Annotated in this window: 28 protein-coding genes; 2 read left to right on the top strand and 26 right to left on the bottom strand. The window is 61.2% G+C overall.

The window, feature by feature from the left end:
• Positions 1-296 precede the first annotated feature (296 nt).
• Positions 297-1,601, bottom strand: coding sequence for an alpha/beta hydrolase (locus ACR2TX_RS22310; RefSeq protein WP_434130734.1), 1,305 nt, complete (start codon positions 1,599-1,601; stop codon positions 297-299).
• A gap of 1,255 nt (positions 1,602-2,856) precedes the next feature.
• On the opposite strand from ACR2TX_RS22310, the gene ACR2TX_RS22305 reads away from it, so the two are divergent.
• On the top strand, positions 2,857-3,378 hold the full coding sequence (locus ACR2TX_RS22305; RefSeq protein WP_139841022.1) for an acyltransferase: 522 nt from the start codon (positions 2,857-2,859) through the stop codon (positions 3,376-3,378).
• Positions 3,379-3,400: 22 nt separating this feature from the next.
• Here ACR2TX_RS22305 and ACR2TX_RS22300 read toward each other — a convergent pair whose 3' ends face one another.
• From ACR2TX_RS22300 to smbP, 10 genes are all read right to left on the bottom strand, one after another.
• A complete protein-coding gene (locus tag ACR2TX_RS22300; RefSeq protein ID WP_077730663.1) occupies positions 3,401-3,895 on the bottom strand; it encodes a hydrogenase maturation protease in 495 nt (164 codons plus the stop codon).
• Positions 3,892-5,187 (bottom strand): Ni/Fe hydrogenase subunit alpha, encoded by a 1,296-nt coding sequence (locus ACR2TX_RS22295; RefSeq protein ID WP_434130733.1) that lies wholly within the window; start codon positions 5,185-5,187, stop codon positions 3,892-3,894. Before ACR2TX_RS22295 ends, ACR2TX_RS22300 begins: the two co-directional genes overlap by 4 nt.
• On the bottom strand, positions 5,184-5,963 hold the full coding sequence (locus ACR2TX_RS22290; RefSeq protein ID WP_133717180.1) for a sulfhydrogenase subunit delta: 780 nt from the start codon (positions 5,961-5,963) through the stop codon (positions 5,184-5,186). Before ACR2TX_RS22290 ends, ACR2TX_RS22295 begins: the two co-directional genes overlap by 4 nt.
• A 1-nt stretch (position 5,964) precedes the next feature.
• The gene (locus tag ACR2TX_RS22285; RefSeq protein WP_077730660.1) at positions 5,965-6,798 is read right to left on the bottom strand and encodes an FAD/NAD(P)-binding protein; all 834 of its coding nucleotides are present in this window, start codon (positions 6,796-6,798) and stop codon (positions 5,965-5,967) included.
• 8 nt (positions 6,799-6,806) lie between these two features.
• Positions 6,807-7,904 carry a 4Fe-4S dicluster domain-containing protein gene (locus tag ACR2TX_RS22280; protein WP_434130732.1) on the bottom strand — a complete coding sequence of 366 codons (1,098 nt, stop codon included), beginning with the start codon at positions 7,902-7,904 and terminating at the stop codon, positions 6,807-6,809.
• Between the two features lie 194 nt (positions 7,905-8,098).
• A complete protein-coding gene (locus tag ACR2TX_RS22275; protein ID WP_156879825.1) occupies positions 8,099-9,061 on the bottom strand; it encodes an extracellular solute-binding protein in 963 nt (320 codons plus the stop codon).
• Positions 9,062-9,099: 38 nt separating this feature from the next.
• Positions 9,100-9,654, bottom strand: a complete 555-nt coding sequence (locus ACR2TX_RS22270) for a DsrE family protein (RefSeq protein WP_166642542.1) — start codon at positions 9,652-9,654, stop codon at positions 9,100-9,102.
• A gap of 37 nt (positions 9,655-9,691) precedes the next feature.
• A complete protein-coding gene (locus ACR2TX_RS22265) occupies positions 9,692-10,156 on the bottom strand; it encodes a YgaP family membrane protein (protein ID WP_077730658.1) in 465 nt (154 codons plus the stop codon).
• Positions 10,157-10,261: 105 nt separating this feature from the next.
• Positions 10,262-10,471, bottom strand: coding sequence for a hypothetical protein (locus tag ACR2TX_RS22260; protein ID WP_434130731.1), 210 nt, complete (start codon positions 10,469-10,471; stop codon positions 10,262-10,264).
• A 118-nt stretch (positions 10,472-10,589) separates the two neighbouring features.
• Positions 10,590-10,991: a small metal-binding protein SmbP gene (smbP, locus tag ACR2TX_RS22255; protein ID WP_077730656.1), complete on the bottom strand. Its 402-nt coding sequence runs from the start codon at positions 10,989-10,991 to the stop codon at positions 10,590-10,592.
• Positions 10,992-11,432: 441 nt separating this feature from the next.
• Between smbP and ACR2TX_RS22250 the strand changes: the two genes are divergently transcribed.
• Positions 11,433-11,852: a hypothetical protein gene (locus ACR2TX_RS22250; protein WP_133717184.1), complete on the top strand. Its 420-nt coding sequence runs from the start codon at positions 11,433-11,435 to the stop codon at positions 11,850-11,852.
• A gap of 12 nt (positions 11,853-11,864) precedes the next feature.
• Here the strand turns inward: ACR2TX_RS22250 and ACR2TX_RS22245 are convergent, their stop codons facing one another.
• From ACR2TX_RS22245 to ACR2TX_RS22175, 15 genes are all read right to left on the bottom strand, one after another.
• Entirely contained in the window at positions 11,865-12,767 is a 903-nt protein-coding gene (locus tag ACR2TX_RS22245; RefSeq protein WP_086133509.1) for a sulfotransferase domain-containing protein, read from the bottom strand.
• Positions 12,768-13,052: 285 nt separating this feature from the next.
• Positions 13,053-13,346, bottom strand: coding sequence for a hypothetical protein (locus tag ACR2TX_RS22240; RefSeq protein WP_077730653.1), 294 nt, complete (start codon positions 13,344-13,346; stop codon positions 13,053-13,055).
• 71 nt (positions 13,347-13,417) lie between these two features.
• Positions 13,418-14,638, bottom strand: coding sequence for a cytochrome-c peroxidase (locus ACR2TX_RS22235; protein ID WP_086133510.1), 1,221 nt, complete (start codon positions 14,636-14,638; stop codon positions 13,418-13,420).
• 1,077 nt (positions 14,639-15,715) lie between these two features.
• Positions 15,716-16,393, bottom strand: a complete 678-nt coding sequence (locus tag ACR2TX_RS22230) for a hypothetical protein (protein ID WP_347258399.1) — start codon at positions 16,391-16,393, stop codon at positions 15,716-15,718.
• Positions 16,394-16,421: 28 nt separating this feature from the next.
• Positions 16,422-17,702, bottom strand: coding sequence for a hypothetical protein (locus tag ACR2TX_RS22225; protein WP_434130730.1), 1,281 nt, complete (start codon positions 17,700-17,702; stop codon positions 16,422-16,424).
• Positions 17,699-18,475 (bottom strand): outer membrane lipoprotein-sorting protein, encoded by a 777-nt coding sequence (locus ACR2TX_RS22220; RefSeq protein WP_434113387.1) that lies wholly within the window; start codon positions 18,473-18,475, stop codon positions 17,699-17,701. Before ACR2TX_RS22220 ends, ACR2TX_RS22225 begins: the two co-directional genes overlap by 4 nt.
• 27 nt (positions 18,476-18,502) lie before the next feature.
• The gene (locus tag ACR2TX_RS22215) at positions 18,503-19,729 is read right to left on the bottom strand and encodes an FtsX-like permease family protein (protein ID WP_156879829.1); all 1,227 of its coding nucleotides are present in this window, start codon (positions 19,727-19,729) and stop codon (positions 18,503-18,505) included.
• Positions 19,720-20,436, bottom strand: coding sequence for an ABC transporter ATP-binding protein (locus tag ACR2TX_RS22210; RefSeq protein ID WP_086133513.1), 717 nt, complete (start codon positions 20,434-20,436; stop codon positions 19,720-19,722). Before ACR2TX_RS22210 ends, ACR2TX_RS22215 begins: the two co-directional genes overlap by 10 nt.
• Positions 20,437-20,495: 59 nt before the next feature.
• Entirely contained in the window at positions 20,496-21,167 is a 672-nt protein-coding gene (locus tag ACR2TX_RS22205) for an SDR family NAD(P)-dependent oxidoreductase (RefSeq protein WP_086133514.1), read from the bottom strand.
• Positions 21,161-21,970: an SDR family NAD(P)-dependent oxidoreductase gene (locus ACR2TX_RS22200; protein WP_077730645.1), complete on the bottom strand. Its 810-nt coding sequence runs from the start codon at positions 21,968-21,970 to the stop codon at positions 21,161-21,163. The genes ACR2TX_RS22205 and ACR2TX_RS22200 overlap by 7 nt, the downstream gene beginning before the upstream one ends.
• Before the next feature lie 31 nt (positions 21,971-22,001).
• Positions 22,002-22,601: a tetratricopeptide repeat protein gene (locus ACR2TX_RS22195; RefSeq protein WP_143735174.1), complete on the bottom strand. Its 600-nt coding sequence runs from the start codon at positions 22,599-22,601 to the stop codon at positions 22,002-22,004.
• A 49-nt stretch (positions 22,602-22,650) separates the two neighbouring features.
• Entirely contained in the window at positions 22,651-24,183 is a 1,533-nt protein-coding gene (locus ACR2TX_RS22190) for an FAD-dependent oxidoreductase (RefSeq protein ID WP_434113381.1), read from the bottom strand.
• Positions 24,180-24,497 (bottom strand): hypothetical protein, encoded by a 318-nt coding sequence (locus ACR2TX_RS22185; RefSeq protein ID WP_434113379.1) that lies wholly within the window; start codon positions 24,495-24,497, stop codon positions 24,180-24,182. The genes ACR2TX_RS22190 and ACR2TX_RS22185 overlap by 4 nt, the downstream gene beginning before the upstream one ends.
• Before the next feature lie 3 nt (positions 24,498-24,500).
• A complete protein-coding gene (locus tag ACR2TX_RS22180) occupies positions 24,501-24,932 on the bottom strand; it encodes a hypothetical protein (RefSeq protein WP_434113377.1) in 432 nt (143 codons plus the stop codon).
• An 11-nt stretch (positions 24,933-24,943) separates the two neighbouring features.
• Positions 24,944-26,131, bottom strand: a complete 1,188-nt coding sequence (locus ACR2TX_RS22175) for a beta-ketoacyl-[acyl-carrier-protein] synthase family protein (RefSeq protein ID WP_168183756.1) — start codon at positions 26,129-26,131, stop codon at positions 24,944-24,946.
• Positions 26,132-26,144: the final 13 nt, after the last annotated feature.

The following is a 26,144-nucleotide window of genomic DNA, read 5'->3' as shown; positions in this document are numbered from 1 at the left end:
CCGACGTATCGGCTCGGCGAAGGGCTTTGTCGGAAGGGTCGCGACTAAAGCGACCGTTTGCGATTGGAAGGGCAGCTCTGGCGCTCCCAGAGATGCCGTTTGCGATTGGAAGGGTCGCGACTAAAGCGACCGTTTGCGATTGGGAAGGGATTGCTGACCTACGTTCTCCCCTCCTGGAACGAATCCGTACACCGGGATAGAAAACGCTCTATGAGGGCACGGGGCGCGCGCCGGTCGAGCAGGTATTCGGTCACGGGCGCCGGCTGCGGCGAGAGATATCGCGGCACCGGCTCGGCCTATCTCTCGTCTGAACGGTCGCCCAGCAGCGGCTTCAATGTGGTCAGAATGTCCCGCCGGTTCTGCGTGTACCAGAGATTGCCGAGATGGCCGCCGCGGGGGTAAATGGTTGCGCGGTCGCCGAAGATCCGTTCGGCGAATGTCAGGTCTTCGCCGGACACGAGGAAATCATCCGCATTGTGCATGAGATAAACCTTCGGATTGTCGCGCAAGGCCGGCGCGATGCCTTTCAGTGATGACTCTCTGACCAATTCCTCGAAGCCGAGCTTCCGTTTGCTGGTCCGCTCCAAATGCGGCACCAGGACCCGTTCGAGATAGCTCATGAGGTCGTACGATCGGGCTTCTTCCAGGCGGGCGCTTCGATATCCCCAGGTAATCGGTGCCCGGAGAAATCCCATCGCCGGATGAACCAAGGCGCTGACGTAAAGCGAGCTTCCCACGGGCTGACGCAAGGTCCATCCGATCAGATAGCGTATTTTTTCATCGTCCAGCCTGAGACGCCGGTCCCAGTGGGCGAAATAATCGGGATCCTCGATGTCCCGGCTGAGGGCGGCACTGCCAGTGCCGATGGCGTAGGACTGGATGTTCGATCTCTGCTTTTCCGTGTAGCGAGCTTCCAAGTCCGCCAGCTGCTCAATTGTGCGGATCGCTCCGAGCAGATCGATGGGAGGGTTGATCAGGAGAGTGGCGTCGAAGCCGATTTTCTTTCTTTCCGAGTCGAGTTTGCTCAAATGGGCCGCGGTCAACGCGCCGTGGCTCATCCCAATCAGGCCGATTCGGGTGATTTCCGGATGAAATCGCTCGCGTACGGCGTTCAGAGCCGATTGCATGGCTCGGTACATGTCCTCGCTGTCCCTTTCGGTGAGGCCGGGCAAGGCCGAGCGGCTGGCGCCCAAGGTGAAGTTCCAATGAAACGGGGAGGGCAGCGACAGCACTTGAAAACCATGGTCGGTAAGCAGCTGCGCGAGATAACGGGCGGCGCCCGAATAGGCGGAACCGCCGAATCCCGGCAGGAGAAACACCAGCGGCGCAGGTCCCGGATGCGGCGAATAGCGGATACGCAGTTTTCCTTTGCCTTCCAGCAGGTAAACATCGTTCCGGCCCGGAATCAGCTCCAGGTCCAAATGCTGGGTTTCCTCCCAGACATAGCGTTGTTCGCGGTCTTTCAGGATGGCGACGGTGGCGGTGGCGAGATAAGGATTCTTGTAGGGGTAGTGGTACGACGACTCGTCCACTCGTTTGGCGGACGCGATCTGGCAGATGCACAGCAACAATACGGCCAAGATTCCGCGCCATCGAAACATCGGATTTTTCCGGCGATATGGCATATCAGTCCTCGCTGAAGAAATCTGGCGTCTTCACGCCGGCCTGGTCCGCATGCAGCTTTACGCTTTGACTTAGGAGCCTGGAAACGGCAGTGGGCCGTTGTGGAGGATTGCGAAGAATCCCCCTGTCGCCTCTAGTGCACAGTGTTTGGTCCCGACTCTGGACCGAAGAGAACGTTCTACGCCTGGCCGGCTTATCCGGTATTGCCATGAGCAATCACAGGCGGCGCTTGCCGCCGGCACGTTCCATAACGTCCCACCGTTGACCGACAGGCGGCGATGCCATTTGTGGAATTAGACCAGAGCGGGCATAACCGGTGCAACGGCGACGTGTGCGGCCCGCTGGGGTTAAGACCTGGTGGCGTTCGCTGCACCGAATTGGAAAACACTTGAGTCATCCACTCTGCCATGTCGGTTTGAACGACTGTCACCCATTCAAAAGCCACCCCAACCACCGGCGCATTCAAGCCGTCCGCCGGTGTGAACTTCGCCAGGCCGGGATTTCAATGAGGATGACGACATTCTCCCGCCAAAGCGTTCAGAACACGACCTCCTCCCCGAAGAAGCGCTGAAAAAGCCCTTTCGGGTTGGGAGGAGGTCGGGTAAGGGCTTTTCGATTAGCCAGTTACGCGCAGCGGTGGCTTCGGTGGACGAGTAATCGGCGCTTCCTTGGGCCGGAGGGCGGCTTGCCGGTCCGACCAACCCGGCGCGAGCGTCGTGCAGCAGCGTCACTCCCGCGAACAAGATGACTAGGGTCGTCACTTTCGCCCGACAAAACTGTCAGTACTCATCGCTCATGCGTTCGGGGTCATTCAGGTTTCATGCTTTCTTCCAGTTTTGCCTTTCCTGATTCATAGCGATTATGTCGTCCGAGCCCAAAGTGGAAAAGCTTGCTTCCACTCAGTGGCACGGGATATGCCAGGACACTGGACGATCGCGCGCAAACCCGCGGCGATAGTAACCGAGTTAGCAAAGCGGCGACGCCAGAGACAGCGGGGAAAGGCGCCCCATGCTGGGATTACGGGCTGTGCCGCAGCGCAAGATGCCGTGACGCATCGTCGCGGGAACTCCGGAAAGAATACGCAAATTCCGTACTGAATTCCGTGGCGACGAACCGCATCCGGTTGGCCGGTCGAATCTCAACGTTCCTTAGTTTGAACGGAACGCTCCTGTCTCGCTGTTTCGAATTACTAACAGGATTCGAAAACGCCATATCTGTATTTTAGGGGGGTTAATGAAAGTATTATTAAAAGTTTTACTAAACCATTTTTTTATTACTCTTGGTAATTCACTTCCAAGATACCTCTATTTCAATAAGATTCGACCAAGTTTTTACAGGATGGCAGGCTTAAATATCGAAAAGCGGGTAGTAATCACCGGGCCCCTTTCTTTGCGCGCAGATACTACGAATAAGATATTTATATCGGAAGGCACATATTTCAACAGCGAAACGAGATTTGGTTGTCAAGAGAGTGAAATACGAATCGGAAGGCACTGCCTGATCGGACCGCGGGTATCGATTGAGTCTGCAAGCCACGATGTTATTCACGAGGAGGGCAAAGGCAGAAGAGTCTTCACCAAACCTATAGTAGTGAAAGATAAAGTCTGGATAGGTGCAGGAGCGATTATTTTGCAGGGAGTTACGATCGGTGAAGGGGCGGTGATTGCGGCCGGAGCCGTTGTTCATAAAGACGTTCCGGACTACACGGTAGTCGGCGGGGTTCCTGCGAAGATACTGAAAAAAATTCAGGCATAAAGCTTTTGATTTGCCCAGGGCGTCAGGCTTTCATGACGAGTCCCGCCAGTTGCGTGATTTCGGACAGAACGGCCGCGACTAAGCCGGGTATCGCCATCGCCACCGGCGCGCTCAAACCGTCGCCCGGTCCGAATTCGGCATCGGCCGGGATTTCGACGAGCAGTATGATGACCTTGTCCGGCAGATCGTTCAGAGCCCTGCCCAGGGCCAGGGTCGAGGAAAGCCCGAAGCCGTGGCTGGAGCAGGGCTCAGAGCTGTCTTCGATCTGTTGCGCATCCAGGCGCCGGACCGAACCCGGCGCCGATCCGGATTGCGCGGCGTCGATCAGGATCGCGAGATTCGCGCCCCGCATGGCGTCGAGGAGATGGTTGCCGACCGGGGCGCAGACCTCCGCCGATACGAGTCCCTCGGGCAGCGCGCGGAAGCCGTCCGACAGCATCAGGTTTTCCACCGCGATCCAGCCGAGTCGGTCGTCGCCGAAAGGCGAACCCAGCCCCAGAACGCGGACCGGCGTCATTCGCGAATCACCTTCAGCTTCAGGAAATGCGTGGCGCAGGAAATGCACGGATCGTAGTTGCGGATGACCTTTTCTCCGTGCAGCCGCAATTCGCCGTCGCTGCGGTCGAGTCCGAAGGCTTCGATCGAGCGGTGCAGGTCCTCGGCGATGCGGGCCTGGTTCTGGCTAGTCGGAGGGACGATGCGCGCCTTGAGGATTTTGCCGTCCTCGCCGACATCGTAGCGGTGCCAGAGCAGTCCGCGCGGCGCCTCGGTGCAGCCGAACCCGCTGCCGACGCAGGTATGGCCGGAGACGAACGGGACGTCCGGCTCATAATTCTCGAGCAGGCGTATGGCTTCCACGATGGCTAGGTGAATCTCCACGGCGCGCGCCAGCATGCTGTGGAACACGTTGCGGGAAGGGAAGGGGATGCCAGTTTTCGCCAGTGTCGAACTTACCGGTTCCGGCAGCCGGTCCCAGTTCAGGTTGAGCCGAGCCAGGGGACCGACCAGATAGGAGCGACCTTCCAGCAAGGAATATAGCGCGGTGGAATGGGGTTCCTGGTGCTCCTTGAAGTGATCTTCGTAGCGGTCGACGGGAATATCGAGTCCGGTGTCCGAAACGATGCGGCCGGAATAGAGCGGGTATTCGCTCGGGTGCCGCAGCGCCACGCTGACGAAGTCCTGTTGGTCTTGAGGCACATCGACACTCGCGGTCCAGGCGACCAGGTTTTCCGCATCCGGCAGAGCGGCTCGCAGCCGGTCCAAGAGCTTTGTCACCCGGTCCTTGGGCGGCGCGGAATGGAACCCGCCGAGCCGCGCGCCCACCGGATGCACCGAGCGCGCGCCGAACAGCCGGATCAGTTCGTTGCCGAGACTTTGAAGGCGCAGCCCGCGGCGGACCTCGTCCGGATAATCCCGCGCCATTTCCGGAGCGCTGGAGTATCCGAAGAAATCGGGCGCCGCCAGCAGGTGGATGTGCAGGCTATGGCTCTGAATCCATTCGCCGCAGTACATGGCCCGGCGCATGGCTTCTATCCAGGGCGTGGAGCGCCAGCCGAACAGGCTTTCCAGGGCCTGCACCGCGCTCATCTGGTAAGCCACCGGGCAGATGCCGCAGATGCGTGCCACCATATCGGGCACCTCGAAGGCCTCGCGGCCCTCCAGGAACTTCTCGAACAGGCGCGGCGGCTCGCCGATGCTGAACTTCAGGTGTTCGATGCGGCCGTCGCGGATATGGAGATCGAGGGCGCCTTCGCCCTCGACCCGCGCCAGGACGGGCACGTTGATCTTGATTTCCCGGCGCTCGTTCATGATTTCTCCTTCCAATGCTTGCCGGCTTCGCGGAAGGCTTCGGCCTCGCTGTTGATGTAGCGGAAGCGGCGGGCGATGCGCTCCGCGGGCATGCCTTTCTGCTCGAACCAGCGGCCCCAGGAGTCGCCGTTGATGTTCTCCGCCGGCCCGTAGCAGCCGTAGCAGTCGCGGCCTATGCCGGGGCACAGCACGCCGCAGCCGGTGCGGGTGACCGGTCCCATGCAGTGCTGCCCCTGGGCCACCATGACGCAGACGATGTTTTTCCGCTTGCATTCCATGCAGATCTTTTCGTTATCGTCCCGCGGCGGGGCGCCGAGTAGCAGCGAACTCACCGTCGCCATGACCTGCCGGGTGTTGACCGGACAGCCCCACAGCTCCAGGTCCACGGGCACGTTGGCGGCGATGGGCGTCGCGGTGTCCAGGTGGTCGATCTTCGAAGGGTCGGAATAGACGTCGGCGAACCAGCGCGCGGCGTCCGCCTGGTTGCGCAGCGCCTGCAGGCAGCCCGAGGTGGCGCAGGCGCCGATGGGTACGAGGAAGCGGGTGTTTTCGCGGATGCGGCGGATGCGCTCCTGCTCTTCGTGGGTGGAGATGCTGCCTTCGATGAAGGCGAGCTCGGCCGGCGCATCGGGGTCGACGATGCCGGCTTCGGCAAAGTGCACCACGTCCGCCAGCTCGAACAGTTCCACCAGTTTTTCGCCGGCATTGAGAAAGGCCAGCTGACAACCATCGCAGGACGAAAATTTATGGACGGCGACGCGAAGCTTCTTGTCCATGTCAGAACCCCTTCTTGCCCAGGAGGGCCTTCAATTCGGGATAGGGAAACACCGGGCCGTTGCGGCACACGAAGGGCGCGCCGATCATGCAGTGTCCGCAATGGCCGATGCCGCAGTGCATGTTGCGCTCCATGCTGAGCCAGATGTCCCCGTCGGCCACGCCGCGCTGGCCGAGCTCGTAGATGGAAGCACGCATCATCGGCTCGGGGCCGCACAGGAATACGATGGTCTGGCCGGGATCGATATGGGTCCGGTCGAACAGCGCCGTCACCAGGCCCTGATGCCAGGTCCAGCCGGGCTCGGCCACTTCCGCCGCCAAAAGCACCTGCGTATCCGGCAATTCCCTCCATCGCTGGTACTGCTCGTGCCAGATGAGGTCGTCGGAGCGTTTGACGCCTTGCATGATCAAGAGCCGCCGGAAGCGCTCGCGCCGCGCCACGATGTAGCGGATGACCGAAACCAGCGGCGCGCAGCCGAGCCCTCCGGTGATGAGCGCGACATCCTTTCCCTGAGCTTCGAGCAGAGGCCATCCGCGCCCGTAGGGACCGCGCACGCCGATCCGGTCGCCCGGCTGGAGCCGGCTCAGCGCGCGGGTGACGCGGCCGACGGCCCTGATCGTGTGGTCCAGCGTTTCCGTCTCGTCGGGATCGGAGACGATGGAAATCGCCACCTCGCCGATGCCGTAGAGGTAAATCATGTTGAACTGGCCGGGTACGTATCCGTAGGCGCCTTGGGCGGCCGGATCGGTGAACCTCAGCTTCAGGGTGAAGATGGTCGGCGCCTCCTGGACGCGTTCGACGATTTCGGCTTCGCGCGGCAGATAAGGATTTTGCATGGGCCTCCTCAGCGGCAGATGGCCGCCAGTTCTTCCGTAATGTCGATCCCCACCGGACACCAGGTGATGCAGCGCCCGCAGCCCACGCAGCCGGAGCGCCCGAACTGGTCGTGCCAGCTGCCCACCTTGTGAGTCAGCCATTGCCGATAACGGGTGCGGGTATCGGGACGGATGGTGATGCCGTGGATGTAGCTGTGCCTCTGGGTAAAGCAGGAATCCCATTCCCGATAGTGTTCGCTGCGGCTCCCGTCGAGGCTCGGCACATCGTTCTCGCTATGGCAGAAGCAGGTGGGGCAGACTAGGGTGCAATTAGTGCAGGAAAGGCAACGCTGCGCCACCTCGTTCCAGCGGGGATGATCGAGACGGGCAAACAGCACGTCCTTGAGATTGCGTGACGGAACGCCCTTGACCTGCCGACGGCCGGCGTCCTCGATCTCCCGGTCGGTGGTTTCGATTTGTTCGGCGCTCGCTTTCTTGACCGGCAGTCCGGCGAGAATCCGCTCGCCCTTTTCGCTTCGCGCCTCGATCAAAAAGCCCTCGTCCAGCTCCGACAGAGCGAGATCGTAGCCGTAGCTTGCCCGAGGTCCGTCGCCGGTCGAGGCGCAAAAGCAGTTGAGGGAGGGGTGGGTGCAATGGACCGCGATCAGGAACAGCTTTTGCCGCCGCGCCGTGTACCAGGGGTCGGGATGCTCGCCCTGCATGAAATGCCGGTCGTAGATGTAGAGCGCGGCCAGATCGCAGGCTCTGGCGCCGATGACGGCTACGGGTTCGGCTTGCGGCGATTCGCCGGCGAATTCGACGGACCCGTCGGCCTTGCGCTCCGCGGTCCAGAGCTTGTCGCGGCCGGCGAAGGTCAGCGGGCGCAGAGCTTGCGGTCCGTTGGCCCAGGCAAAGAAGCGCGGCTCGGCGGTTTGTTCCAGCCCGTATTGGCCCGGCGCTTGCCGGTCGTGGATACCCTGCGGCAGATCCTCGACGCCGGTAATCGGCTCGTAAACGATGGCGCCGTCCCTGACGCGCGGACCGACGCATCGATAACCGGCGGAAACCAGTTCGGACAAGAGTCTCGGAAATTCGTTCCGGGGCAGAAAGTTGCGTCGCTCGGCCATGGTTTGGACTTCCTGTTGCATTACCGCTTACCCATGGCAAGCGTGGCGTTCGGAGGATTGTAAATCGTTTCGGACATCCGTGAAACGATGAAACGGCGCAGACCGGTCTCTTACGAAAATAGACCAATGGGTCCCGAACGGACCGTTCACCCCGAGCGTACGGAAGGGTTTCAAGCGCCTAATGGGATTGGATCCTAGCGCGGTCTCGCCATGCTGTATTTCTCGAGAATGGATTCAGCCTCGTCGGAACGCAGGAACGCCAGCCAATCCTTCGCGGCACCCGGATTTCGGGCGTTCTTGGCGATGGCGGCGGCCTGTATGCCCTCGCGGTTGTGTTTCGGCGGGATCGGAACGAAGTCGATAGGATGGCCGATCATCATCTGGTATCGCGGCTCGCTGATCCAGGTCACCCCGGCGTCGACCTTGCCCTGCATGATCCAGAGCGGCGTCTGCCGATGATGAATTTCGGTCAGGAATGCCTCGCCCTTTTTCACCTTGGTATCGTAGATTTCCCGGACCAGATCCTCACCGCCCGCCTGCCGGAGAGCGGCTTTGATCTGCTCGGAAATGCCCTCGGTTTCCGGATCGGGATTGGCGAGCCGCACACCCGGCTTGCCGAGATCTTCCAGCGAATGGATGTCCTTGAGATTGCCTTTTTTCACCATGATGGCGAGGCGATTCTTAATGAAACGCACCGGCGGACCTTGCAAGACGCCCTGTTCGATCAGGTCGGCGATCCGTTTTTCTCCGGCCTGGACCACGTCGGGCTGGATCGACAGGGTAAGATTGCCCACGGTAATCGTGTTGTGGTCTTGAAGTTGTTTCACGATGACGCCCGGCGGAAGCGTTTCGTAGAAGATTCGTCCCCGGAGTTCGGGCTTTTGCCGCTCGAATGCGTCGACCAGTTCTTCCAGGGCGAAAAAGTAGTTGCCGCCGGCAAATACGACGAACTCGGCCGCAGCCGGATTGCCGTGGAAATCCGGCATGTTGTCGACTTCCGGCACCGTGAACACGACACCGGGATGGGCAGCGGGAGGCGTTTCTCCTTGCCAAGGCGGGAAGACGGCGGGCAATGCGGCGGTGGCCGAAGTATCCGCGCTCATGATCGACTCCGCGAACAGAAAGGCCGAAACGGCCAGCCAGAGGTGTTTCCACACGTCGGCTACTCCATCGGTTAAGAGGACGGCATGCTTCTTTAATCCGGAATCAGGGCGTACCCGTCCATCTGATACAGCGGGAGTACGGACAGAGCCGAAAGCGCCACCGTGATGTCCGGATTGACGTCGGCCGGCTCGAATTCCTTTTCCGCCAGAGCTTGCCCGCAGACGTAAAGCGTAACGCCGGCTTTCTTCAGCGCCTGGATCAGTTCCGTGTTGGGGTTTCCGTTGCCGAACCGGTTGCGGTAGCGTTCGTCCTTCAGAATCGCCGGGGTCGCCGAGCCGTGCACCACCAGAACCAGCTTCAGGCGTTCGATTGGCACGCCGGCCAGGGCGAAGGTGTTGATCAGCCGGGCCACGTGATCCAGCCCTTCGTTCGGCTTTTCGGGCGTCTCGGCGCCTTGGGTGATGTCGAACAGCACCTTGTAAGTCCGATCCGGCGAAGGCCGCGCCGCCGCATCCGGATACGGCCGAACCTTGCCGTAGCCCCGGATGGCGGGGTATTCCCATCCGGACTTGGATTCCGCCGAAGCCTGGTCCATCGAGCTGCCGATTAGCAGACCCGCCAAAACGAAGGTCGTCCTTTTGGACATGCCGGTCTCCTTTTCGGGAACGGTAAAGAAGCGGAGCTCAGATCTCGACCGCCCGAGACACGGTGTCGGCATCGCGGGCGGCCTGACCTCCCGCAATCGACTCGAAGTCGCCTCGGAGTGCCTTCAGTGCGTATTTTTCCCGGTCGATCTCGCGCCGTGTGCGGATGCCGAGCCGACGGAACACGGAAACCGGCGGACACCAGCCTTGCAGCGCGTGTTGAAGGAGGAAGCCGGCGACGCCGGTCGAAAGCCATAGCCAACGGCGGCTGTGTATTTGGGACAAGGCCAAGCCGGCGAGAGAAAAACTGGCGGCATTGGCTTCCAATACCCTCTCGATGTCCCACTCCCGGTCCAGCGCATCGATTCGGCGCGTCAGGGTTTCCCGGCTCGTACCGGCGTACTGGCTGATAGTCGCGCGAATTTCGTCGTCGATGCGCGCGTTGATGTCCGGGGGCGTATGCCGTCGGACCCGATCGGTTTCATAAGGCTGAATTGCAGTCATTTTCGATCCCCTCGGATGTTTTTCGCTCCGGGATCGCTTAGCACCCATCACCACAGTCTGTGTGGTCCTCCCGTGCGGGTGGCGGGATCTCGGATCAGTCTGGCTTCAGAATTTGGTCGAGGTTACGCCCTCGAAGTAAAGGGTATCTTCGTACGCGGTGACGCACGCTTGGCATCCGCATTGCCCCAAGCAGGGGTCCGGGCATTCCGGAACGCATGTGCAGACTTCCCAAAAGCTCTGATCGTTGGTAAAGGGCCCCTTGTAAATGCCATCCGGCCGATAGCGTTTCCTTCCTTCTTGGGTGGGTATCTTCATGAGTTTCTCCCATATCAATCGTAGCCGCCGAGGTGGATTCAAACGATAGAATTTGCACAAACGGGTTTTCTGCCCGTTCCCTCGGGGAATGGTTAGGGCGAGGGTGAAAGCGCGCACGCTATTTTGCTGCTCTGAGGTGATCGATGGCCTCTTGGGCCGCTTGCCGCGCCATCTCGGCTTGATCCGCGTCGCTATGCTCGATGGCGCTATCCAGGCTTTTCAATGCCGCCGTCAAATGCTCGTCGAACGTGGACTGGGTCAATGCGGCCTCCACGTACGTCTTGGCGAGTTTTGCGTGCTCGCCCACGCCTTTGGCGTCGCCCTTCTCACCGGCGAGTACCGCGGCTTCGGAGTGTTTCCAGGCTTCCTTGATGTGCCGCTCCTTCGTGAACACGCGCCCCTTTTCGTCTTTTCCGGCAATCCCGGCTTGAGCGTGCTGTATGGCTTCTTCGGCTATCGCGGCGTTGAGGTTGAGTCCGAATAATGACACTAGGAGACCGATAAGCATCTTGCTGCGCATGTGGCTCCTCCTTTGAGCCCTATCGGCTCGAAAAAAAAGCTCAAATTTAACAATTAGTAAGTCGGAAGACTCTTACAGTTGCTAAGGAGTTTTACGAACAGATGCTTCGCGGATCGGATATGCGACAATCATCCCGGCGCGGGTTGGGAGAATTTTGATGATCGATGAGGCGCGGAGATTGACGAGCCAGGGAAGGGAAAGGTTCTGCTATTCTGCCCTACGAGCTGTGCTCTGGTCGAAGCGAAAACAAATCAGACCGAGTTAAAGCGCTAGCCGGCCAAACCATCCGGAGCTATTCGCGTTGTCGGCATAATTCGGCGTGATCGCGTGCAATGCGGGCGCCCGCTGGCCATGGGCCGATAAGAGGTCCAGAATCGCCGTACGGGATCACGGCTTCGGATCTTAGCTCTGCAAATTGAATATCCTGCCACAGGAGACATTATGAATCGTAAAGTTGGGGGTGATAGGCCGGCACGGCCGAACGGTCGTATTCTGGCCATTGTGTGCTGCCTTCCTCTCGCGGCGTGCTCCCTCATCACAGTGCACACGCCCGGGGGCAATACACGCACGATGAACCAGCGCGAGTTCGCGGAATACGTCGAGCACGTTTTTCGCTATCACAACCAAGTCGTCAACGAACTCATCGAACTTTCGGGCACAAGCGACGATATCGATGATGAGGACGCCGCCGAGCTCGCGAAAGAAGAGGCTCATATGCTTCAAGTCTGTGCATCTCTCAACGACGTCGTTTCCGAATCCATGACCGGGCAGGACACCGATTTTCAGGCCAAAATGCGGCTTGTCGACGCGGTTCCCGAATGCGAGGCGGCAACCCGCAAAGTGGAAGACCTGTTGCCTTAAGAGAGGGAAAGGTCAGGTCTCTCCCGATGCGAGCCAACGGGCGCAGTCGGCGCCCAATTCCGCGACGGCGCGGGACTCATACTCGTTCACATCGTCCGCCGTGAGAGTATCCGTCCAGCGGCCGTTCGTTCCCTTGTTGATGAAAACCCGAGCGCCTCCGTCCCAGAAGACGCCTCCCAGCGGAGCGCTTTTCGGCGCATTCTGCTTCATCCAGTCGAAGGAGCAATGCTCGACGATGGCTCCCCAGTTCGATTCGTCTACGGAGATGTCGAGGAAGGCGGCGATGCGGCGTATCTGGCCCGGCAGATCCCGTTTCAAATCGGCGAAATGGACCAGCATGACGTTGGGCATATTCCTGATGCTCCACCAGCTGCGGACGTTTTCCCAGAACGGCCAGAAAGGATAGCCGTCCCGATCCATCCAGTCGCGCCAATATTGCCGGACATCGCTGGTCGGCGGCTCGATCGGAGGACCCACGCGTCCGGGCGTGTCGTTCAAGGCTTCGTACCAGGCCCGATTGGCATTCGCGTGGTGGTTGTACAGACTCCAGACCACGTCCCGCCCGTCGCGTCCGATGTAGATGTACTTGGCGCGAGGCGAGAATACGAGGGCGTCTACCGGCAAGTGTGTCTTGAGGAAACGCCTATGGGTCTGCGCCTCCACGACCGGCAGCTTTTCCGCTTTAGGCGGTACGCGCAGATCGAGCCACGGCGACATGGTCGCGACCTCGATACCCGGATCGCCGCCGAAGAGCAGTTGGCCAACGATCTGCTGCATCCAGGTCGTACCGGATTTCCCGTAAGTCGCGACGACGATGTCGTCATCCCGAAATGCAAAGTCATTCCAGATCGTGGAATCGAAATGATGATTGTGGATCTCGCGAGCTTTTTTCGGCCATTCAACCGTCTGCGCCATGCGTTCATGTCTCCGGGGTGATTTTGGTTCTTCGAGAAGCGACTTTCCGATCTATTATTCAGGCCCGTAAATACCCTCCTGGTATTTCGGGCCGCCGCCCAGGCCCGGTACACGCCCGGCCTGGGCTCACGCGGCTTGTCGCCGCGCCGGGGCATCCCTGCCCCGGATTAACCCGGCCTATATTTATAGGCCGGGTTAATAGGCGAAGTCGGGTTCAGCGCCAACGACGTATTTTCCTAAGGTAAGCCTAATGACGATCGCTGAGCAACTCGTGCGTGTCGATTCTCACCGAATCAAGGCGGCGACGCACGATGCAAAACCTTTCGCCTCTTCGGGCAGTTCGGCGCGTTCGGCCGGGAGAGTGGGATCGGAAAGCGTAAACGACCCAGCCATCTTCGGGCTGGCGCCGGTTGTGTCTACGCTTCCCGCGATGTTGAAGGAATAGGACTTCCCGGCCGGCAGAAAGCCGATACATCCTTCGATAGTGTTTCCGGTACCCGCACTGTGGACTATGGCGAATGAGCTCAGGAGAGCGAGACTTCCAACGATTCCGATCGTGATCAAGATAAGATTTTTCATATTTCTTCTTCTTTTTTGATGACTCGCGAGGCGGTCACCGAGCCGCGTCAGCGGCCCGGTGGACGACCAAGTTAGGGGTGGTATCCATCCGACAGTGTCTTCAGAAAAGCGACGATCGCATCCTCCTGATCGTCGGTCAGATGAAGATTGCCCAATTCGTCGGTGTTTACATTCACGGGAACTTCCGGTGCCGGCCAGCAGTCTTGAGCCAGCGCATCCGCTTCCGTCGTGAACGGATTGAGACAAGTCGGTTTGGCATCCCGAGTGTTGTAGAAATGAACGATCCCTTTCAAGCTCTTGAAATACCCGTTATGTGCAAAAGCCTTGACGAAACCCTCATACGGCCGCTTGTCGACGTTGCGCAGCGTGGGCACCTTTTGTTTGCCCAGGTTGGCCGGTGCAAATTGCTGATAATCCGAGCGGTTCGCCAGGAATTCGCCGAGACCGAGGTCGATCCAGCCAAAACCCGCGGCGTTGAACTCGGACTGGGTATAGAAGGGGTTGTCGGGATTGCGGGGCACGCCGATGTTGTCATAAGTGAAGTCGGTGAACAGCGGCGGCTGGCCGTTGGGACCCGGATCCACGACATGGCAGTTCACGCATTTTCCTTTGCCTTTAAATAGGTTAAGCCCTTTCTTCTCTTGCTTGGTCAGTTTGACCACGCCTTTTAGATAATAGTCGTATTTCGAGGTAAAGGCGTTCGACTCGGGCGAGGCCTCGAAGTCGGCGACGGAGCGCGCGATGCGGTCGAAAGCGGCGTCCACCTTGTCCGGATCGCAGGCATCCGATCCCCAGACTTGCTTGAAAAGGCTCGCGTAGGAGCTGCCGCAAACTCTCGAAACGACATCGGCCGGCGCGGCCAGGGCTTGCTCCAAGGGATTGAGGAAAGGGCCTTGTGCCTGGTCCGCGGCCGGGTTGCCCAGTTTTTCGCCAGTGGCGCGGCCGTCCCAGAAGTTGCCGCCGATGAATAATGCGTCCTTCTTTTCGATTACATAATGCAAGACCGGGCTGGGGGACGCATAGGCCGAACTGGGCGGTTTGCGGTTGCCGAATCGGCCGCTTATGGAACCCTCATACACCGTCCCGGCTGCGTTGAGCGCGGAGTCGGGGCCGGTCCAGCCCGCCTCGGGCGCGTGGCAGGCAGCGCAGGCCTGGTTGCCGTTGACCGATAGATTTTCGTCGAAGAATATGGACTTTCCCAACTCCTCGGATGGCGTCAATGCCTGCGTCACAACGGGCTCTGCCATCAGGCACAGGCTTAGCGCGTAAATGGTGACCGTCTTCTTGCTCATGTAATCTCTCCTCCTGTTTGAGATCATCCGACTACGTTGTACGTCAGCCGAATCCAAAATGTGACAGACGCTCAAGCGTCGGCCGATTTGTCCCTCTCCAATACCGCTTACCTCTATCGAGCATCGCACCGATTTGGCCCTTCACCGGTCTGCCGGCCACACTCGACAGCCGGTCTCGGGCCGATACGTCAAACCGCCGGGACTTGTCGGGTCACTTGGGCGTAGGTCAACTCGACGGAGCTAGAAAAAACGAGCTGAACGGCTGGTCCGGAATTGCAGCTCGAACAAGCTGGGAACGCCGCAATGAAAGCGAAATTTTCCGGTGCGATACCGCGCTAGGAAACGCCCAAAGAGCATGACGGTCAAGTCGGTGAAATACGGAAAACCTTGTAGGACTAGGCTTACACGCCAAACCCCCTCAAGTGAAGCCGGCTGGACGGGGAAATCTTTCCTGACATGACCCGGCGGGAGACATGGCGGTGGATCGGCAAGGGATTGCCGACCCACCGCTTATTTTCGCCTACATATTGAAGCGCGGCGATTGCCCAATCCACTCCGCCAAGCCTTAGGTAAGCTCTGAACAAGTGGATTCCGTTCATGCCCTTCGACAGGCTCAGGAGAGCGTTCGACAAGCCTGTCCTGAGCCTGTCGAAGGACTTAATCAGAGCTTCCTTAGTGAAAAATGCCCACTAAAGACACGATTGCGATGGGAAAGGCAGACGTGCCGCAGGCGATCACTCGTCGCCAAAAATTGGTCGTTTTGGTGACGAGGGCGCCCCAAAGGTTTTGGTAAAAAGGGCGGCGCGACCGCGTGGAAGCCTAAGTACATTCAGGGAAGTCTTGCGGCATACGCACCACTGCAGGAGAAATCCGCCAATCGAACTAATTTGTCGAGATTCCGCAAAAGTGTATGGAATGTACTTAGAGCGTTTTTCATCCCGGTGTACGGCTTCGTGTCGGGAGGGAAGAACGTAGGTCGGCAATCCCTTGCCGACTTATCGGCTCGGCAAAGGGTTTTGTCGGCAAGGGATTGCCGACCTACCTGTCGGGCGCTCTGACACCCAATCGGAAAATGCTCTAATGGTTCGGCGGCGTCTGGGCTAATGCCGCGATTTCCCGTTTCGCCCGCTCGACGCCGTCGGGGTCTGCGTTCAGCGCGACGATCCGCTGCCAGTAGTCCGTCGCGGCTTGCGGGTTGTTCCGCAGGGCTTCGATGCGGGCCGCCGTCTCGAAAAAGGCGGATCGGGCCGACGGCGGGTAGGCATCCGGTCTCGTCTCGATCTGTTTTTCCAGGCGTGCCCGGGTATCGAGGGCACGTTGCATGGAACCGTACATGTCGACCTCGGCGTCCGTATTCATCTGCACGAGCAGCACCGTGAAGTCGTCAGGCGCCTTTTGGGCGGCTTCGTCGAGGTCCTTCAGACAATCCCACACCAAATAGAGTTTTTCCATGCCGAGCAGCCAAGGTCCGGTTCGGCCGGCGATCTTGCACTCGTTAGCCGCGAACCAGGCTTTCGCCGTCATATCGTCCGGATTTTCCTTGACGAGTTCCCGGAGCAGCGCGTCGGCCTCGTCGATCCGATTGTGCATGAAGTCCAGGCGCGCCAGTTCCAGTCGACTGTCGTAGTCGATCTGATGCTCGATCGCCCGGCGCAGCTCGATATCCGCCGAGGACCACGGCGTCTCCGGAAATTCCTTTCCGCAGCCGCCGATGAAGGCGGCCGCCGCCACGGCAAGCACTGTCTTTTTTTTCATCGTGAACACCTTCAGGTAGTTATCGAAATCAAAGGTAAAGGGCGAACCCGGAATACACGACGAAACCGAAGGGGATATCTTGGGTTTCCGATCCGGATGCGCCGCCGTAGTATTGGCCGCCCATGAGAATGGCCGCCCGGTCGAGTATCGGGTAACGCAATAATCCGCCGAGCAACACGCCCTGATCCTCGATTCCGTAACGGAGGAAGGCGCGGGCGTCCAGGTCGCCGATCAAATGGCTGTCGGAGATGCGGGCGAACAGATAGTGGCGCTGCATGCGGCCGAGCAGCGTGTTCGCCGTGCCCAGGAATCCGCCGGCCGCAGGTCCCAGGGGGGAGTCGAGCAGCGGCGTGCTCGATCCGGCGGCGTCTTCCAACCGGTCGAACTCCCCTTCGCTATAGCCTTCGCCGTTGTACAGATATTCCACGATAACGTTGACCAGGCTTTCGGTCGTGTACTGTCCGCCCAGTAGGAATTGCGGCCGCCATTCGCGTCGGTCGTCGCGGTCGAATACATAAAAACTCTCGGTTCCGCCGGGCAGGTCGATGCGTCGCGGCAGCGCCGTCCGGCGGCGGTCGCGCACGCTGACTTCGCCGTGCAGTTCGAGCTTGTCGCCGATCGCGGCCGAATAGAATCCACCCACGAAATTCATGTCTCCGATACGGGCATAGGTGAGCGCCGCGTCGCTGCTGGTGAACTGCTTGCGCAGGCGCAGGGCGTAGGCCCACTCGTAGCGGTTATCCGGTCCGTAGACTTTTTCCCGAGACTTATGGTTGAGCGTGTAGGCGCTGGCGCCCCAGCCGTCCTCCCCGGTCCAGTCGAGGCTGGCGTAGACCTCGCCGTTCCGCTTGTACGAGAAAACCCGGTCTTCGAAATTCAGCTCCTGGTCCTGGAACGGATTGCTGGGGTTCCAGATGTAGCCGGGACCCCACTTGAAAATGTCGACGCCCCCGCTGAGCACCACGTTGTCGGAAACGTTCCAGTCGAGCGCCGCCGCCTGCGTGTAGAAGTCCGCATCCCCATCCGTGCTGCGTATCCGTTCCTGTCCCCAGAAATCGCCCCGTAGCGTGAAGGGGCCAGAGCCGTAAATGGGCGACAGGCGCAGCCCCAGGATGCCCGTGTGCGCCGGGAAATCCAGAATCCGCCCGTCCGGATTGAAGGGCGTGTCGTCGCGGGGCGGCGCATACTGCCACGCGGCCTCGGCCTGTCCGCGAACACCCACACCGCCCAGGTCGAAGGCCGGGGCCGAGGGGCTGAAGGAGGCTGCCGTCAGCATGAGAGCGATTGCGCCGTGGCGGGTCGATTTCATCTCAGCCTGCTGAGCGCCGACACGGTGAACCGGGAAACCGGGAGTTCGGTGACCTTGAACTGCGAATATTCCATGATGGTCTTCTTGCCCGCGCTCAAGGGGTTCTGGATCTCGATGGTGACCAATTGCTCCTTGCCGCCCAAGTCGGGAAGCTTCTCATAGCGCGTATAGCGCGCCGTTTTGAGCAGCTTTCCGGTAGCCGCGAAAAACTCCGCCTGGTAGGGCATGAAGTTCTTCTCCTGTATCCAGAGGTGCAGTTTGTCGTAGGTCGCGAGACTGTCGGGCTTGGCCTTCAGTTCGAGGACGTGGCAGTGGATGCCGTCCACGGTTTCGCGCCTCAGGTAGGTCGGATCGTAGTCGCCGGAAAAATCGGTACTGGCGACGTCGCCGTTGGAGGCTTCGCCCAGCAGCCGCTGCTGTGGCGTGATACGGATGGGCTTGCTGCTCAAGGGCGAGTGGAACCAGAGGTTGCTCTGATCCATCAGGAGCGCCTTGCCCCGCTCGCTGACGGGATCGGCGTAGATGATCAGCGAGGTGTGGGCATTCAGGATCTCGGCCTTGAGCAGAAAGATCTTTTCGGCCTCGTCGGGCTCGATGCTGCGCAGCTTGAGTTCGAAAGCAAACGATTTGCCTTTGAAATTGCGGTATTCGTCGGCTTTCCGAAGCAATTCGACCGCCGACGGAGTTTCGCCCGTCGGCATGTCTTCGGCCGCCACGGAAGCGGACAAGGCCAGCAGCAGAGCGCCGGTTACGAAGGATAAAACGGATTTCATGGGTGTTTCCTCACGAATGGGTAGTGATCAAACGTATCTCAGAGCATCGACGATGGATTTCCGAGCCGCCTGCATGGCCGGCACCAGGGTGGCGAACAGGGCGATCAGGGCGACCGCGCCGACCGAACCGGCCCAGATCCAGGGAACGTACGCGATGCGGAGCGGATAGCCCTTGGATGATCCGGGAGGCGGCGGCATCATGATCTCGAGGGCATTCAGCGAATAGGTCAGGGCGATACCTGCGAGGACGCCGAGTACGGCGCCGAGGACGGCCAGCATCAGGCCTTCGGTCAGGAACTGCCGGACGATGCCGCCGCGATGGGTGCCCATGGCGCGCAGCGTGCCGATCTCGGCGGTGCGCTCCATGACCGTGACGATCATCGTGTTGGCCACGCCGAACACCACGACCACATAAATCACCAGATTGATGAACAGGAAAAAGCCGTCGTATAGATCGACCACCTTCTGGTAGAAGGTGGCCAGCTTATGCCATTCGATCCATTCGATGCCGAGGTCTTGCGCCCGGCTGCGGTCGGCCACGTCCGCCACCACCGCGTCCAAGGCCATGGTCTCGTCCAATAGCGCCACGACGGTGTCGACCGACTGGGTATTGAGAAGTTGCTGCGCGTGCGGGAGCGTCATCATCATGGCGGCATCGTCGTATTCCTTGGCGAAGCTTTGGAAGATGCCCTGGACCGTCACGTCGACCGCATTCATCACTCCGTTGACGGTGGACGCGAGCAGCGAGAGCTGGTCGCCGACCTTGACGTTGAGCGCCTGAGCCAGACCTTCCCCGAGCAATACGCCCTCGGGTTCCTCCTCATCCAGATCGGTGCCGTCGATGATCGTCAGCGCCGAGTTGATCAGCGTTTCCGTCTCCGGGTCGACGCCGCGCACGATGGACGCCTGGCTATTCTTTTCGTTACCCAGGAGCGCGGTAAACTCGAGCCTGCGCGAAGTCATTTGTACGTGGGGGTTGCTCTCCAGGAGCGCCTTGACCCGTTCGGCCTGCTCCAGCGGCATGCGGTAGCGGTCGGGGTCTTGCCTATGGTTCGCTTCGTAGCCCGCGCGGTGGATTTGGAGATGCCCGTACTGGCTGCGAATCACGGATTCCCGAAGGCCAATATAATTGGCCTCGACGAAACCGCCGAACAGGATGATGCCGGTGACGCCCGAGAGAATCGTCAGTAGGGCGAACAGCGAACGACGCTTGTGGCGGAGAATGTTGCGCCAGGCAACCTTGATCAGAAACATGCCGCCGTCCTCCCCTGAGTTCCCGCCGTCGCGTCGTTCTCGATCTTGCCGTCCCGCAGCAGGATGCAGCGTTCGGCATTTTCCAGAAGTTCCCGGTTATGGGTGCAGATGATCACCGTCGAGCCCTGCTCGCGAGAGAGGTCCAGCATGAGCTGTATGATCGCTTCGCCGGTAGTGGAATCCAGATTGGCCGTCGGCTCGTCCGCGATGAGAAGGCGCGGATGATGGACCAGCGCGCGGGCGATGGCGACCCGCTGTCGCTGCCCGCCGGAAAGCTCGTTCGGATAGTGTTTGGCGTGTCCGAGCAGCCCCACGGCCTCGAGCATGCCTTCGACCCGGCTGCGGCGTTTCTTGGCGCTTTTCTCGCCGTTCAGGAGCAAGGGATATTCCACGTTCTCGAATACCGTCAGCACCGGCAGCAGATTGAAATTCTGAAAAACGAAGCCGATGTAGCGCGCGCGGAAGTCGGCTAGCGCCCGATCGTCGGCGGAGGCGACATCGCGTCCCGCGACGACGATACGTCCCTGATCGAAGCGGTCGAGACAGCCGATGATGTGGAGCAGCGTCGATTTTCCGCTGCCCGAGGGGCCGCCCAGGAACAAGCGCTCGCCTTCGTTCACGGCGAGGGAAACGCCGCGGAGCGCATGCACCTGGCTCTCGCCGAGCCAGTAGGTCTTGTGCAATTCGCTTATTTGAATGAAGCCCATAGGTTTTTCGTTCTCGTGTGATTCGCTCGTGGTCTTTGAAACTCGCGGCATTCCCGTGTCTAGATGATCAAACCGTCATCCACCCGCAGCACTTGCCCGGTCATCCAATGGCCGCCGCGAGCGAGATGCAGGATATTGGCGGCGAGATGACCCGGACTGCCCTGTCTGGCAAGCCCCATGACCTTGAACAACATTTGTTCGTGGGCCGTGAGCCGGGCGCCGGTGTCGATGCCCTCGATGAAGCCATGGCAAATGACGTTGACGGCGATCCGGTAGCGGCCGAGTTCCTTGGCCAGGCATTTGCTCATGCCGATCAGCGCGCCGCCCGCGGCGGACCCGGCCAGGAAGCCTTCGCGCCCGCTGCTGGCGGCGTCGTCGCAGATCACGATCACGTTGCCTTCGACGCCGTCTTTGGCCATTCTCGGCGCGAGCGCGCGTACCGCGAGGAACAGCCGCTGGCTCGCAGTTATCGCTTCCGTCAACACGCGATCGGGATCGGGCTCGGCCGAGGCTTGGCGCATGCGGTCGAGAAAGACCAGCGCATCGATTCCGCCGAGCGCCGCGTGAGCCGCTTCGGCCGATCGTTCCAGACGTTCCGTAGCCGATTCGGCATTCGTCGCGTCCGATTCCTCGGAGTGGTGGACCGTGGCGCCTTGCGCGGCCAGCATGTCCGCGAGTGCGCCGGCGTAGGTTTCGCGCCCCAGGAGCCAGATACGGGGATGGCTTACCATGTGACCAGCCCCCCCGTGACGTTCAAGACCGTTCCGGTGATGAAGCCGGCTTCGGCCGAGGCAAGGAACAGGGCGGCACCGACCAGATCATTAGGGGTGCAGCTGCGCTTGATCGGCGTGCTGCCCATGATCGCGGCGCGCACCTGGGGTTTCATGACATCGGCGATGCCGCCGTCGAGGACCTGCGGCGCGATGCAGTTGGCGGTCCAGCCGCGGCCGGCGATTTCCCGCGCCAGTCCCTTGGTGTAGGCGATGACCGCGCCTTTCGCCGCCCCGTACAGCGAACGCATGGGTTGTCCCACCAGGCCGGTGATCGAGGTGATGTTGATGATGCGGCCGTAATCTCCGGCGGCGCATCTGCGCCGCATTGCCTCGCACAGGTAGACGACCGGCGCCAGGTTGCCCCGCAGCATGAGGTCCGCATCGCGTTCGGTCAGCATCATGATCGAATCGTCGCGCGCCGTGCCGATGCAATTGATCAGGACGTCCACGCCGCCCAGCCGATCGAACGCGCGATCGAACAGGTTTTCCGCCGCTTCGCGGTCGGTCAGGTCGGCCTGCGCCGGAAAGGCGCGGGACTGTCCCCGCTCCGCGTTGATACGCTCGGCCAAGCGCTCGGCGGGGCCGCTGCTCCGATGGTAATGCAGGCAGACCCGCGCGCCCGCGTCGGCGACGGCTGCGGCGATCGCGGCACCGATGGCGCCGCTGGCGCCGGCGATCAGCACGCGGCGCCCGGCGAGCGATGCCGGGCCCGATGCGGTGACGGAGCCGCCCGTCGCTCGATTGGTGTCTGTATTCGGCATGATGAGTCGATGTCCTTCCGATGCGTAAGCTTTAGCGGTTTTCGGCGAGGATTTTCTCCGCCTCGGCGAGCTTGCCGCGGGCGTCCGCCAGGTGCTCCGCCGGGCACTCACGGGATTCGCACAGCGCGAGATAATGTTTGAAGTCGACCACGGCGAACGAGGTCCGCTTCAGGAAGACCGGCAGCTCCATGCTGTTGTAGGCGCGGGTCAGGCGCACGACCAGATTGTCGGGATCCTTCTGCACGGCCTTGTCGAGCAGGCGCGTACCGGATTTGACGAAAAAGGTCTGCTTGCCCGGATCGGTTTCGAACAGGGCTTTCATGGTGATCACGCTGCCCAGCCAGCCGGCCACCTCCTGATCCTCCGGGTGCAGCTTCTGAGCCTTCTTCAGATACTGCTCCGCAGTCTCGACCCGCTGCTTGTCGGGTGCGGTGCGGCTGATCTGATGCAGGATGATGCCCGCGGATTTCAATGCCTCGAAATCGTCCGGGTTTTGGCGCAGGGCGGTTTCATATTTCGCCAGCGCGTCTTTGGCCTCGGCGCCCTTGAGGTAGATTACGTCGGCCGCGAAGCCGTGGGCGCTGATGGATGCGAGCACAAGTACGGAAAGCAGTCGTTTCATTGACATCATGGTTCACTCTCTTCTGGATGGTTGAACGGGATACGGCGATAGAAACCGGCTAGATTTCTTCCAAGACGATTCGGGCATCGCTGCTGGCCTCCATGCCCGTCCATACGGCGGAATAAAGTCCCGCGATGCCGAACGAGTCGCTGTGCGCGAAGACGACGTTGCCGAACGGCTGCTTGGCGGCATTCAGGACTTCGTCCATGCCGGGCGTACACCCGACCATCGGGTGTCCCCAGCGGTGGAGCCGAACCGTCTCGATGGCGCCGCGGCTTCGGGGCAGGATGGCATTGAGATCGCCGACGATGCGCGCCGCGAGCTGCTTGGCCGAGCCGCCGAACAGTTCGATGCGGCCCGCGCTGCCGGGATACGGGACGTACACGGTCAAATGGCTCGATCCTTTCGGATCGCGATTGCTGCGAAGCCAGTCGGCGGCGACGATGAAACGGCTGAACCTCGAGGCGCTCGCGGTCTCGAAGGCGGGGGCGACCCGTCTCGACAGTTCCACCTGGGCGACCAGGTAGGCGTTGTAGCGAAACCGGTCGTAAACGTCCGGCCGCTCCTCGCGCAAACCCACCACGGCGTGCTTTGCGAACACCTTGGGGACGGCCATCACGGCGCAACGGGCCTCGATGGTTTGCAGCGAACCGTCGTCCGTGCATCCCGTCACCCAAACCTTGCCGTCCCGACGGTTCTCGACCCTGATCGCGGTGAATCCGGTCATCAAGGCGTTCGGACGGATCGCTTCGCAGCGCTCGCGCAGGATATCGGAGATGGCTCCATGTCCGCCGGGCAGGGTATAGGCGGGCGCCGGGAGATTCGAAAGCAGGTAGAGGGCGATCCAGGCGGAGACGTCCTCGCCGGTTTCGCCGAGACGGGAGCTCAGCATCAGTTTCAGGAAATGGTTCACGGCCTCCGGGTAGTCTTTGTCCGCGAGATACCGGCTCAGCGTGACGCGGTCGAGCTGGCGGATGTCCGCCCGATTGTCGGCGCGCGGAAAGAATATCCCGTCAATGGGGTGACGTAGCGCCGCCAGATCGTCGCGCACGCGGCGGAACCCCTCGCGCTCCCGCTTCGAGAAGGGCAGGTGGCGCCAGCCTTCTTCCGCCAAGGGGTCTTCGACCAGGCGGCCGCGGACATGGTAGGCCAGTCTGGGACCCAGAACGGGCTCGAACGGCACGTCCAGTTCCCGGAAGAAATCAATGAAGGGGGCCACCGGGCCCTGGCTGACCAGCGCTCCCAAGGGGTAATGAATGCCGCCGCTTTGCCGGCGCCGCGAGTTGCCGCCGAGAGCGTCCTCCTTTTCGACCAGCAGGCAATCATACTCGCCGAGCCGATACAGTGCGGTCAGCCCCGAAATGCCGCCGCCCACGATGACGATATCCTTGCGCAGAGAAGGCTCGGGGACCTTGAAGGAAACGCCGTCCCGAACCTGATGCGTGACCCCGAAGTGGTCGACTTCGTCGAAGGCGTTCGGAAGCCTGACGAGGTTCGGCCGGCCTTTGGCGTCGACGCGGAAGGTCGCCCCGGCACCCAATCCGAGTCCCCCGAGGACGGCCAGTGCTTTCAATGCGGAACGACGGTTCATGACGAAAACTCGACCACAAGGTCCGCTTTGGCGACCAGGACGCCGTCCTGATTGACGAAGCGGCAGGCGACTTCAGTCGGCAGGCGATCGCTTCCGGTAGGCACGCATTCCACCTGAACGGTCTGGGACGGCAGCACCGGTGCGGGAAACTTTTGCCGCACGATGCGGCGTATGCGGCAAGGACGGCCGTAGGTCTCGGTCAGAGCCTTGCGGGCGAAGGCGAGCAGCAACACGCCCGGCAGTATGGGATTGCCGGGAAAGTGGCCCGTGAATACCGGTTGTTCGCCGGAGACGACATAGGATTTCGTAGTCATGGCTCAAGCTCCCGTGACCGTGAGCCTGCCGGCGGCGACGACGGCGTCGCCCTGAAGTGCCCGGAAGCCGCCCCGGCACAGCCCGCCGAAGCGGGCTTCGATGCGGACTTCGATACGGATGTCCCGTTCCGGATCGGCGGGTGCATTGAACTCCACTTGCTCGAATCCGAGGAGCAAATGGCGGGCGTCCTCGCGCGATTCAGGGCGATCCGCGCCGGTGGCGAGCACCACGCCCATGATCTGCGCGGCGCTTTCCAGCACCAGTTCGTCGGCGAGATCGCGCCCGGTCCAGTCGTTCCATAGGATCCGGTCCTCGGCCAAGGTGACGTGACCGGTCCCGGCCGCGCCCGGTGTCTCGATGTCGATGTAGTTCGGCATCAGGATGGGGTGACGGTGAGGCAGGAGGGATTCGATGTCGGAACGTTCGAGTCGCATGGCTCTGGGTCCTATGCCGCGCAGTCGCAGCCGACGACCACGGAGACGTGGCTGCCGCCGACGCCCGATCCGTGGTGCAGGAAGCGGGATACCCGCTCCCGTGCCGTGCTGTAATTGAGAAGGGAGGCAATGCCTTCGTCGTAGTCCACGCCCTCGTTCATCGCCGGGACGACTCCGCGCTGGGCGCAAGCGATGCCCAAAGCCAGGCGCAGGACGCCGGAGGCGGCGAATTCGCCGGTATAAGCCTTGATCGCCGAAACTCTCGCCGAGGAGTCGCCGAGCGCCTGCCGCCAGACCTCCGCGTCCGAGCGATCCAGGTTTTTGCCGCCGTTGGCGGGGCTGGATACCCAGTCCATATCGGCGAGTTCGCACCCGGCTCGAGTCAGCGCCTGATCGATCGCCGCGACGGCCCCATCGGAATCGTGGCGGAACGCGTCCTTGGCCGACGATCGCAGGCCGATGCCTTCGATGGTTCCGAGAATCTTCGCCCCGCGCTCCAGCGCGGCTCGTTCGGTCTCCAACAGCAGGGCTGCCGCGCCCTCGCCCAGGGCGAAGCCGGAACGGCGGCGGGCGAACGGGTAGGAATCCTTGTCGCCGGCCAGGCCCAAATCGTGGAAGGCTTCCACCAGCGCCGGGCTGAGCTCGTCGGCGCCCACCACCAGGATGCGTTCGGCGAGTCCCTGGCGGAGCATCATGGACGCGTACAGGAGCGCGTATTCGCCGCTGACGTCGACGCCGGTGACGGTGGAGTTGGGACCGGCCACGCCGAGCTCGATCGCGGCGAGGCCGGCGCTGGCGTTGTACACCGTGGTCGGGAAATGGGCGGGGCTCAGGGTCTTGATGCCGTCGCGCAGGAACTTCTTCTGATGCTCCACGACGCTGTTGAGGCCGGAAAAACCGGTTCCCACCAGGAGGCCGCAGTCCCGGCGCAGGTCCGACGGCAGCTCCGCGTTAGCCAGTGCCTGGCTGCCGGCCGCGATGGTGTAGCAATTGATCGGGTCCATCCGCCGCGCCTTCTTCGGGTTCAGGTAATCGGCGACATCGAATCCCTGAACGGCGCCGAGGCGGCGTTCGGGCCCGAAGCGGTCGGTCTCCGCGAGTCCGGTCTTCCGCTCGGCCGTAGCCCGGACGGCTGTATCGACGTCGGAGCCCAAGGGACTCACGATACCGATGCCGGTAATGACGATCTGATCAGTCATGACGAATAACTCC

Source organism: Methylocaldum sp. GT1BB (genome assembly GCF_051027545.1).
Lineage (GTDB): Bacteria > Pseudomonadota > Gammaproteobacteria > Methylococcales > Methylococcaceae > Methylocaldum.
The sequence above is the reverse complement of the archived record's forward strand: the minus strand, read 5'-3'. Positions and strand labels throughout refer to the sequence as shown.

What these genes read in the sequence shown, in the direction of transcription:
- ACR2TX_RS22245 (WP_086133509.1), bottom strand. Translation starts at nt 12,767, where the DNA reads ATGGCGCAGACGGTTGAATGGCCGAAAAAAGCTCGCGAGATCCACAAT.
- ACR2TX_RS22185 (WP_434113379.1), bottom strand. Translation starts at nt 24,497, where the DNA reads ATGACTACGAAATCCTATGTCGTCTCCGGCGAACAACCGGTATTCACG.
- ACR2TX_RS22250 (WP_133717184.1), top strand. Translation starts at nt 11,433, where the DNA reads ATGAATCGTAAAGTTGGGGGTGATAGGCCGGCACGGCCGAACGGTCGT.
- ACR2TX_RS22190 (WP_434113381.1), bottom strand. Translation starts at nt 24,183, where the DNA reads ATGAACCGTCGTTCCGCATTGAAAGCACTGGCCGTCCTCGGGGGACTC.
- ACR2TX_RS22220 (WP_434113387.1), bottom strand. Translation starts at nt 18,475, where the DNA reads ATGAAATCCGTTTTATCCTTCGTAACCGGCGCTCTGCTGCTGGCCTTG.
- ACR2TX_RS22200 (WP_077730645.1), bottom strand. Translation starts at nt 21,970, where the DNA reads ATGCCGAATACAGACACCAATCGAGCGACGGGCGGCTCCGTCACCGCA.
- ACR2TX_RS22285 (WP_077730660.1), bottom strand. Translation starts at nt 6,798, where the DNA reads ATGCAAAATCCTTATCTGCCGCGCGAAGCCGAAATCGTCGAACGCGTC.
- ACR2TX_RS22180 (WP_434113377.1), bottom strand. Translation starts at nt 24,932, where the DNA reads ATGCGACTCGAACGTTCCGACATCGAATCCCTCCTGCCTCACCGTCAC.
- ACR2TX_RS22175 (WP_168183756.1), bottom strand. Translation starts at nt 26,131, where the DNA reads ATGACTGATCAGATCGTCATTACCGGCATCGGTATCGTGAGTCCCTTG.
- ACR2TX_RS22210 (WP_086133513.1), bottom strand. Translation starts at nt 20,436, where the DNA reads ATGGGCTTCATTCAAATAAGCGAATTGCACAAGACCTACTGGCTCGGC.
- ACR2TX_RS22305 (WP_139841022.1), top strand. Translation starts at nt 2,857, where the DNA reads ATGAAAGTATTATTAAAAGTTTTACTAAACCATTTTTTTATTACTCTT.
- ACR2TX_RS22265 (WP_077730658.1), bottom strand. Translation starts at nt 10,156, where the DNA reads ATGACTGCAATTCAGCCTTATGAAACCGATCGGGTCCGACGGCATACG.
- ACR2TX_RS22225 (WP_434130730.1), bottom strand. Translation starts at nt 17,702, where the DNA reads ATGAAATCGACCCGCCACGGCGCAATCGCTCTCATGCTGACGGCAGCC.
- ACR2TX_RS22290 (WP_133717180.1), bottom strand. Translation starts at nt 5,963, where the DNA reads ATGGACAAGAAGCTTCGCGTCGCCGTCCATAAATTTTCGTCCTGCGAT.
- ACR2TX_RS22215 (WP_156879829.1), bottom strand. Translation starts at nt 19,729, where the DNA reads ATGTTTCTGATCAAGGTTGCCTGGCGCAACATTCTCCGCCACAAGCGT.
- ACR2TX_RS22310 (WP_434130734.1), bottom strand. Translation starts at nt 1,601, where the DNA reads ATGTTTCGATGGCGCGGAATCTTGGCCGTATTGTTGCTGTGCATCTGC.
- smbP (WP_077730656.1), bottom strand. Translation starts at nt 10,991, where the DNA reads ATGCGCAGCAAGATGCTTATCGGTCTCCTAGTGTCATTATTCGGACTC.
- ACR2TX_RS22205 (WP_086133514.1), bottom strand. Translation starts at nt 21,167, where the DNA reads ATGGTAAGCCATCCCCGTATCTGGCTCCTGGGGCGCGAAACCTACGCC.
- ACR2TX_RS22300 (WP_077730663.1), bottom strand. Translation starts at nt 3,895, where the DNA reads ATGACGCCGGTCCGCGTTCTGGGGCTGGGTTCGCCTTTCGGCGACGAC.
- ACR2TX_RS22295 (WP_434130733.1), bottom strand. Translation starts at nt 5,187, where the DNA reads ATGAACGAGCGCCGGGAAATCAAGATCAACGTGCCCGTCCTGGCGCGG.
- ACR2TX_RS22195 (WP_143735174.1), bottom strand. Translation starts at nt 22,601, where the DNA reads ATGATGTCAATGAAACGACTGCTTTCCGTACTTGTGCTCGCATCCATC.
- ACR2TX_RS22240 (WP_077730653.1), bottom strand. Translation starts at nt 13,346, where the DNA reads ATGAAAAATCTTATCTTGATCACGATCGGAATCGTTGGAAGTCTCGCT.
- ACR2TX_RS22270 (WP_166642542.1), bottom strand. Translation starts at nt 9,654, where the DNA reads ATGTCCAAAAGGACGACCTTCGTTTTGGCGGGTCTGCTAATCGGCAGC.
- ACR2TX_RS22235 (WP_086133510.1), bottom strand. Translation starts at nt 14,638, where the DNA reads ATGAGCAAGAAGACGGTCACCATTTACGCGCTAAGCCTGTGCCTGATG.
- ACR2TX_RS22280 (WP_434130732.1), bottom strand. Translation starts at nt 7,904, where the DNA reads ATGGCCGAGCGACGCAACTTTCTGCCCCGGAACGAATTTCCGAGACTC.
- ACR2TX_RS22260 (WP_434130731.1), bottom strand. Translation starts at nt 10,471, where the DNA reads ATGAAGATACCCACCCAAGAAGGAAGGAAACGCTATCGGCCGGATGGC.
- ACR2TX_RS22230 (WP_347258399.1), bottom strand. Translation starts at nt 16,393, where the DNA reads ATGAAAAAAAAGACAGTGCTTGCCGTGGCGGCGGCCGCCTTCATCGGC.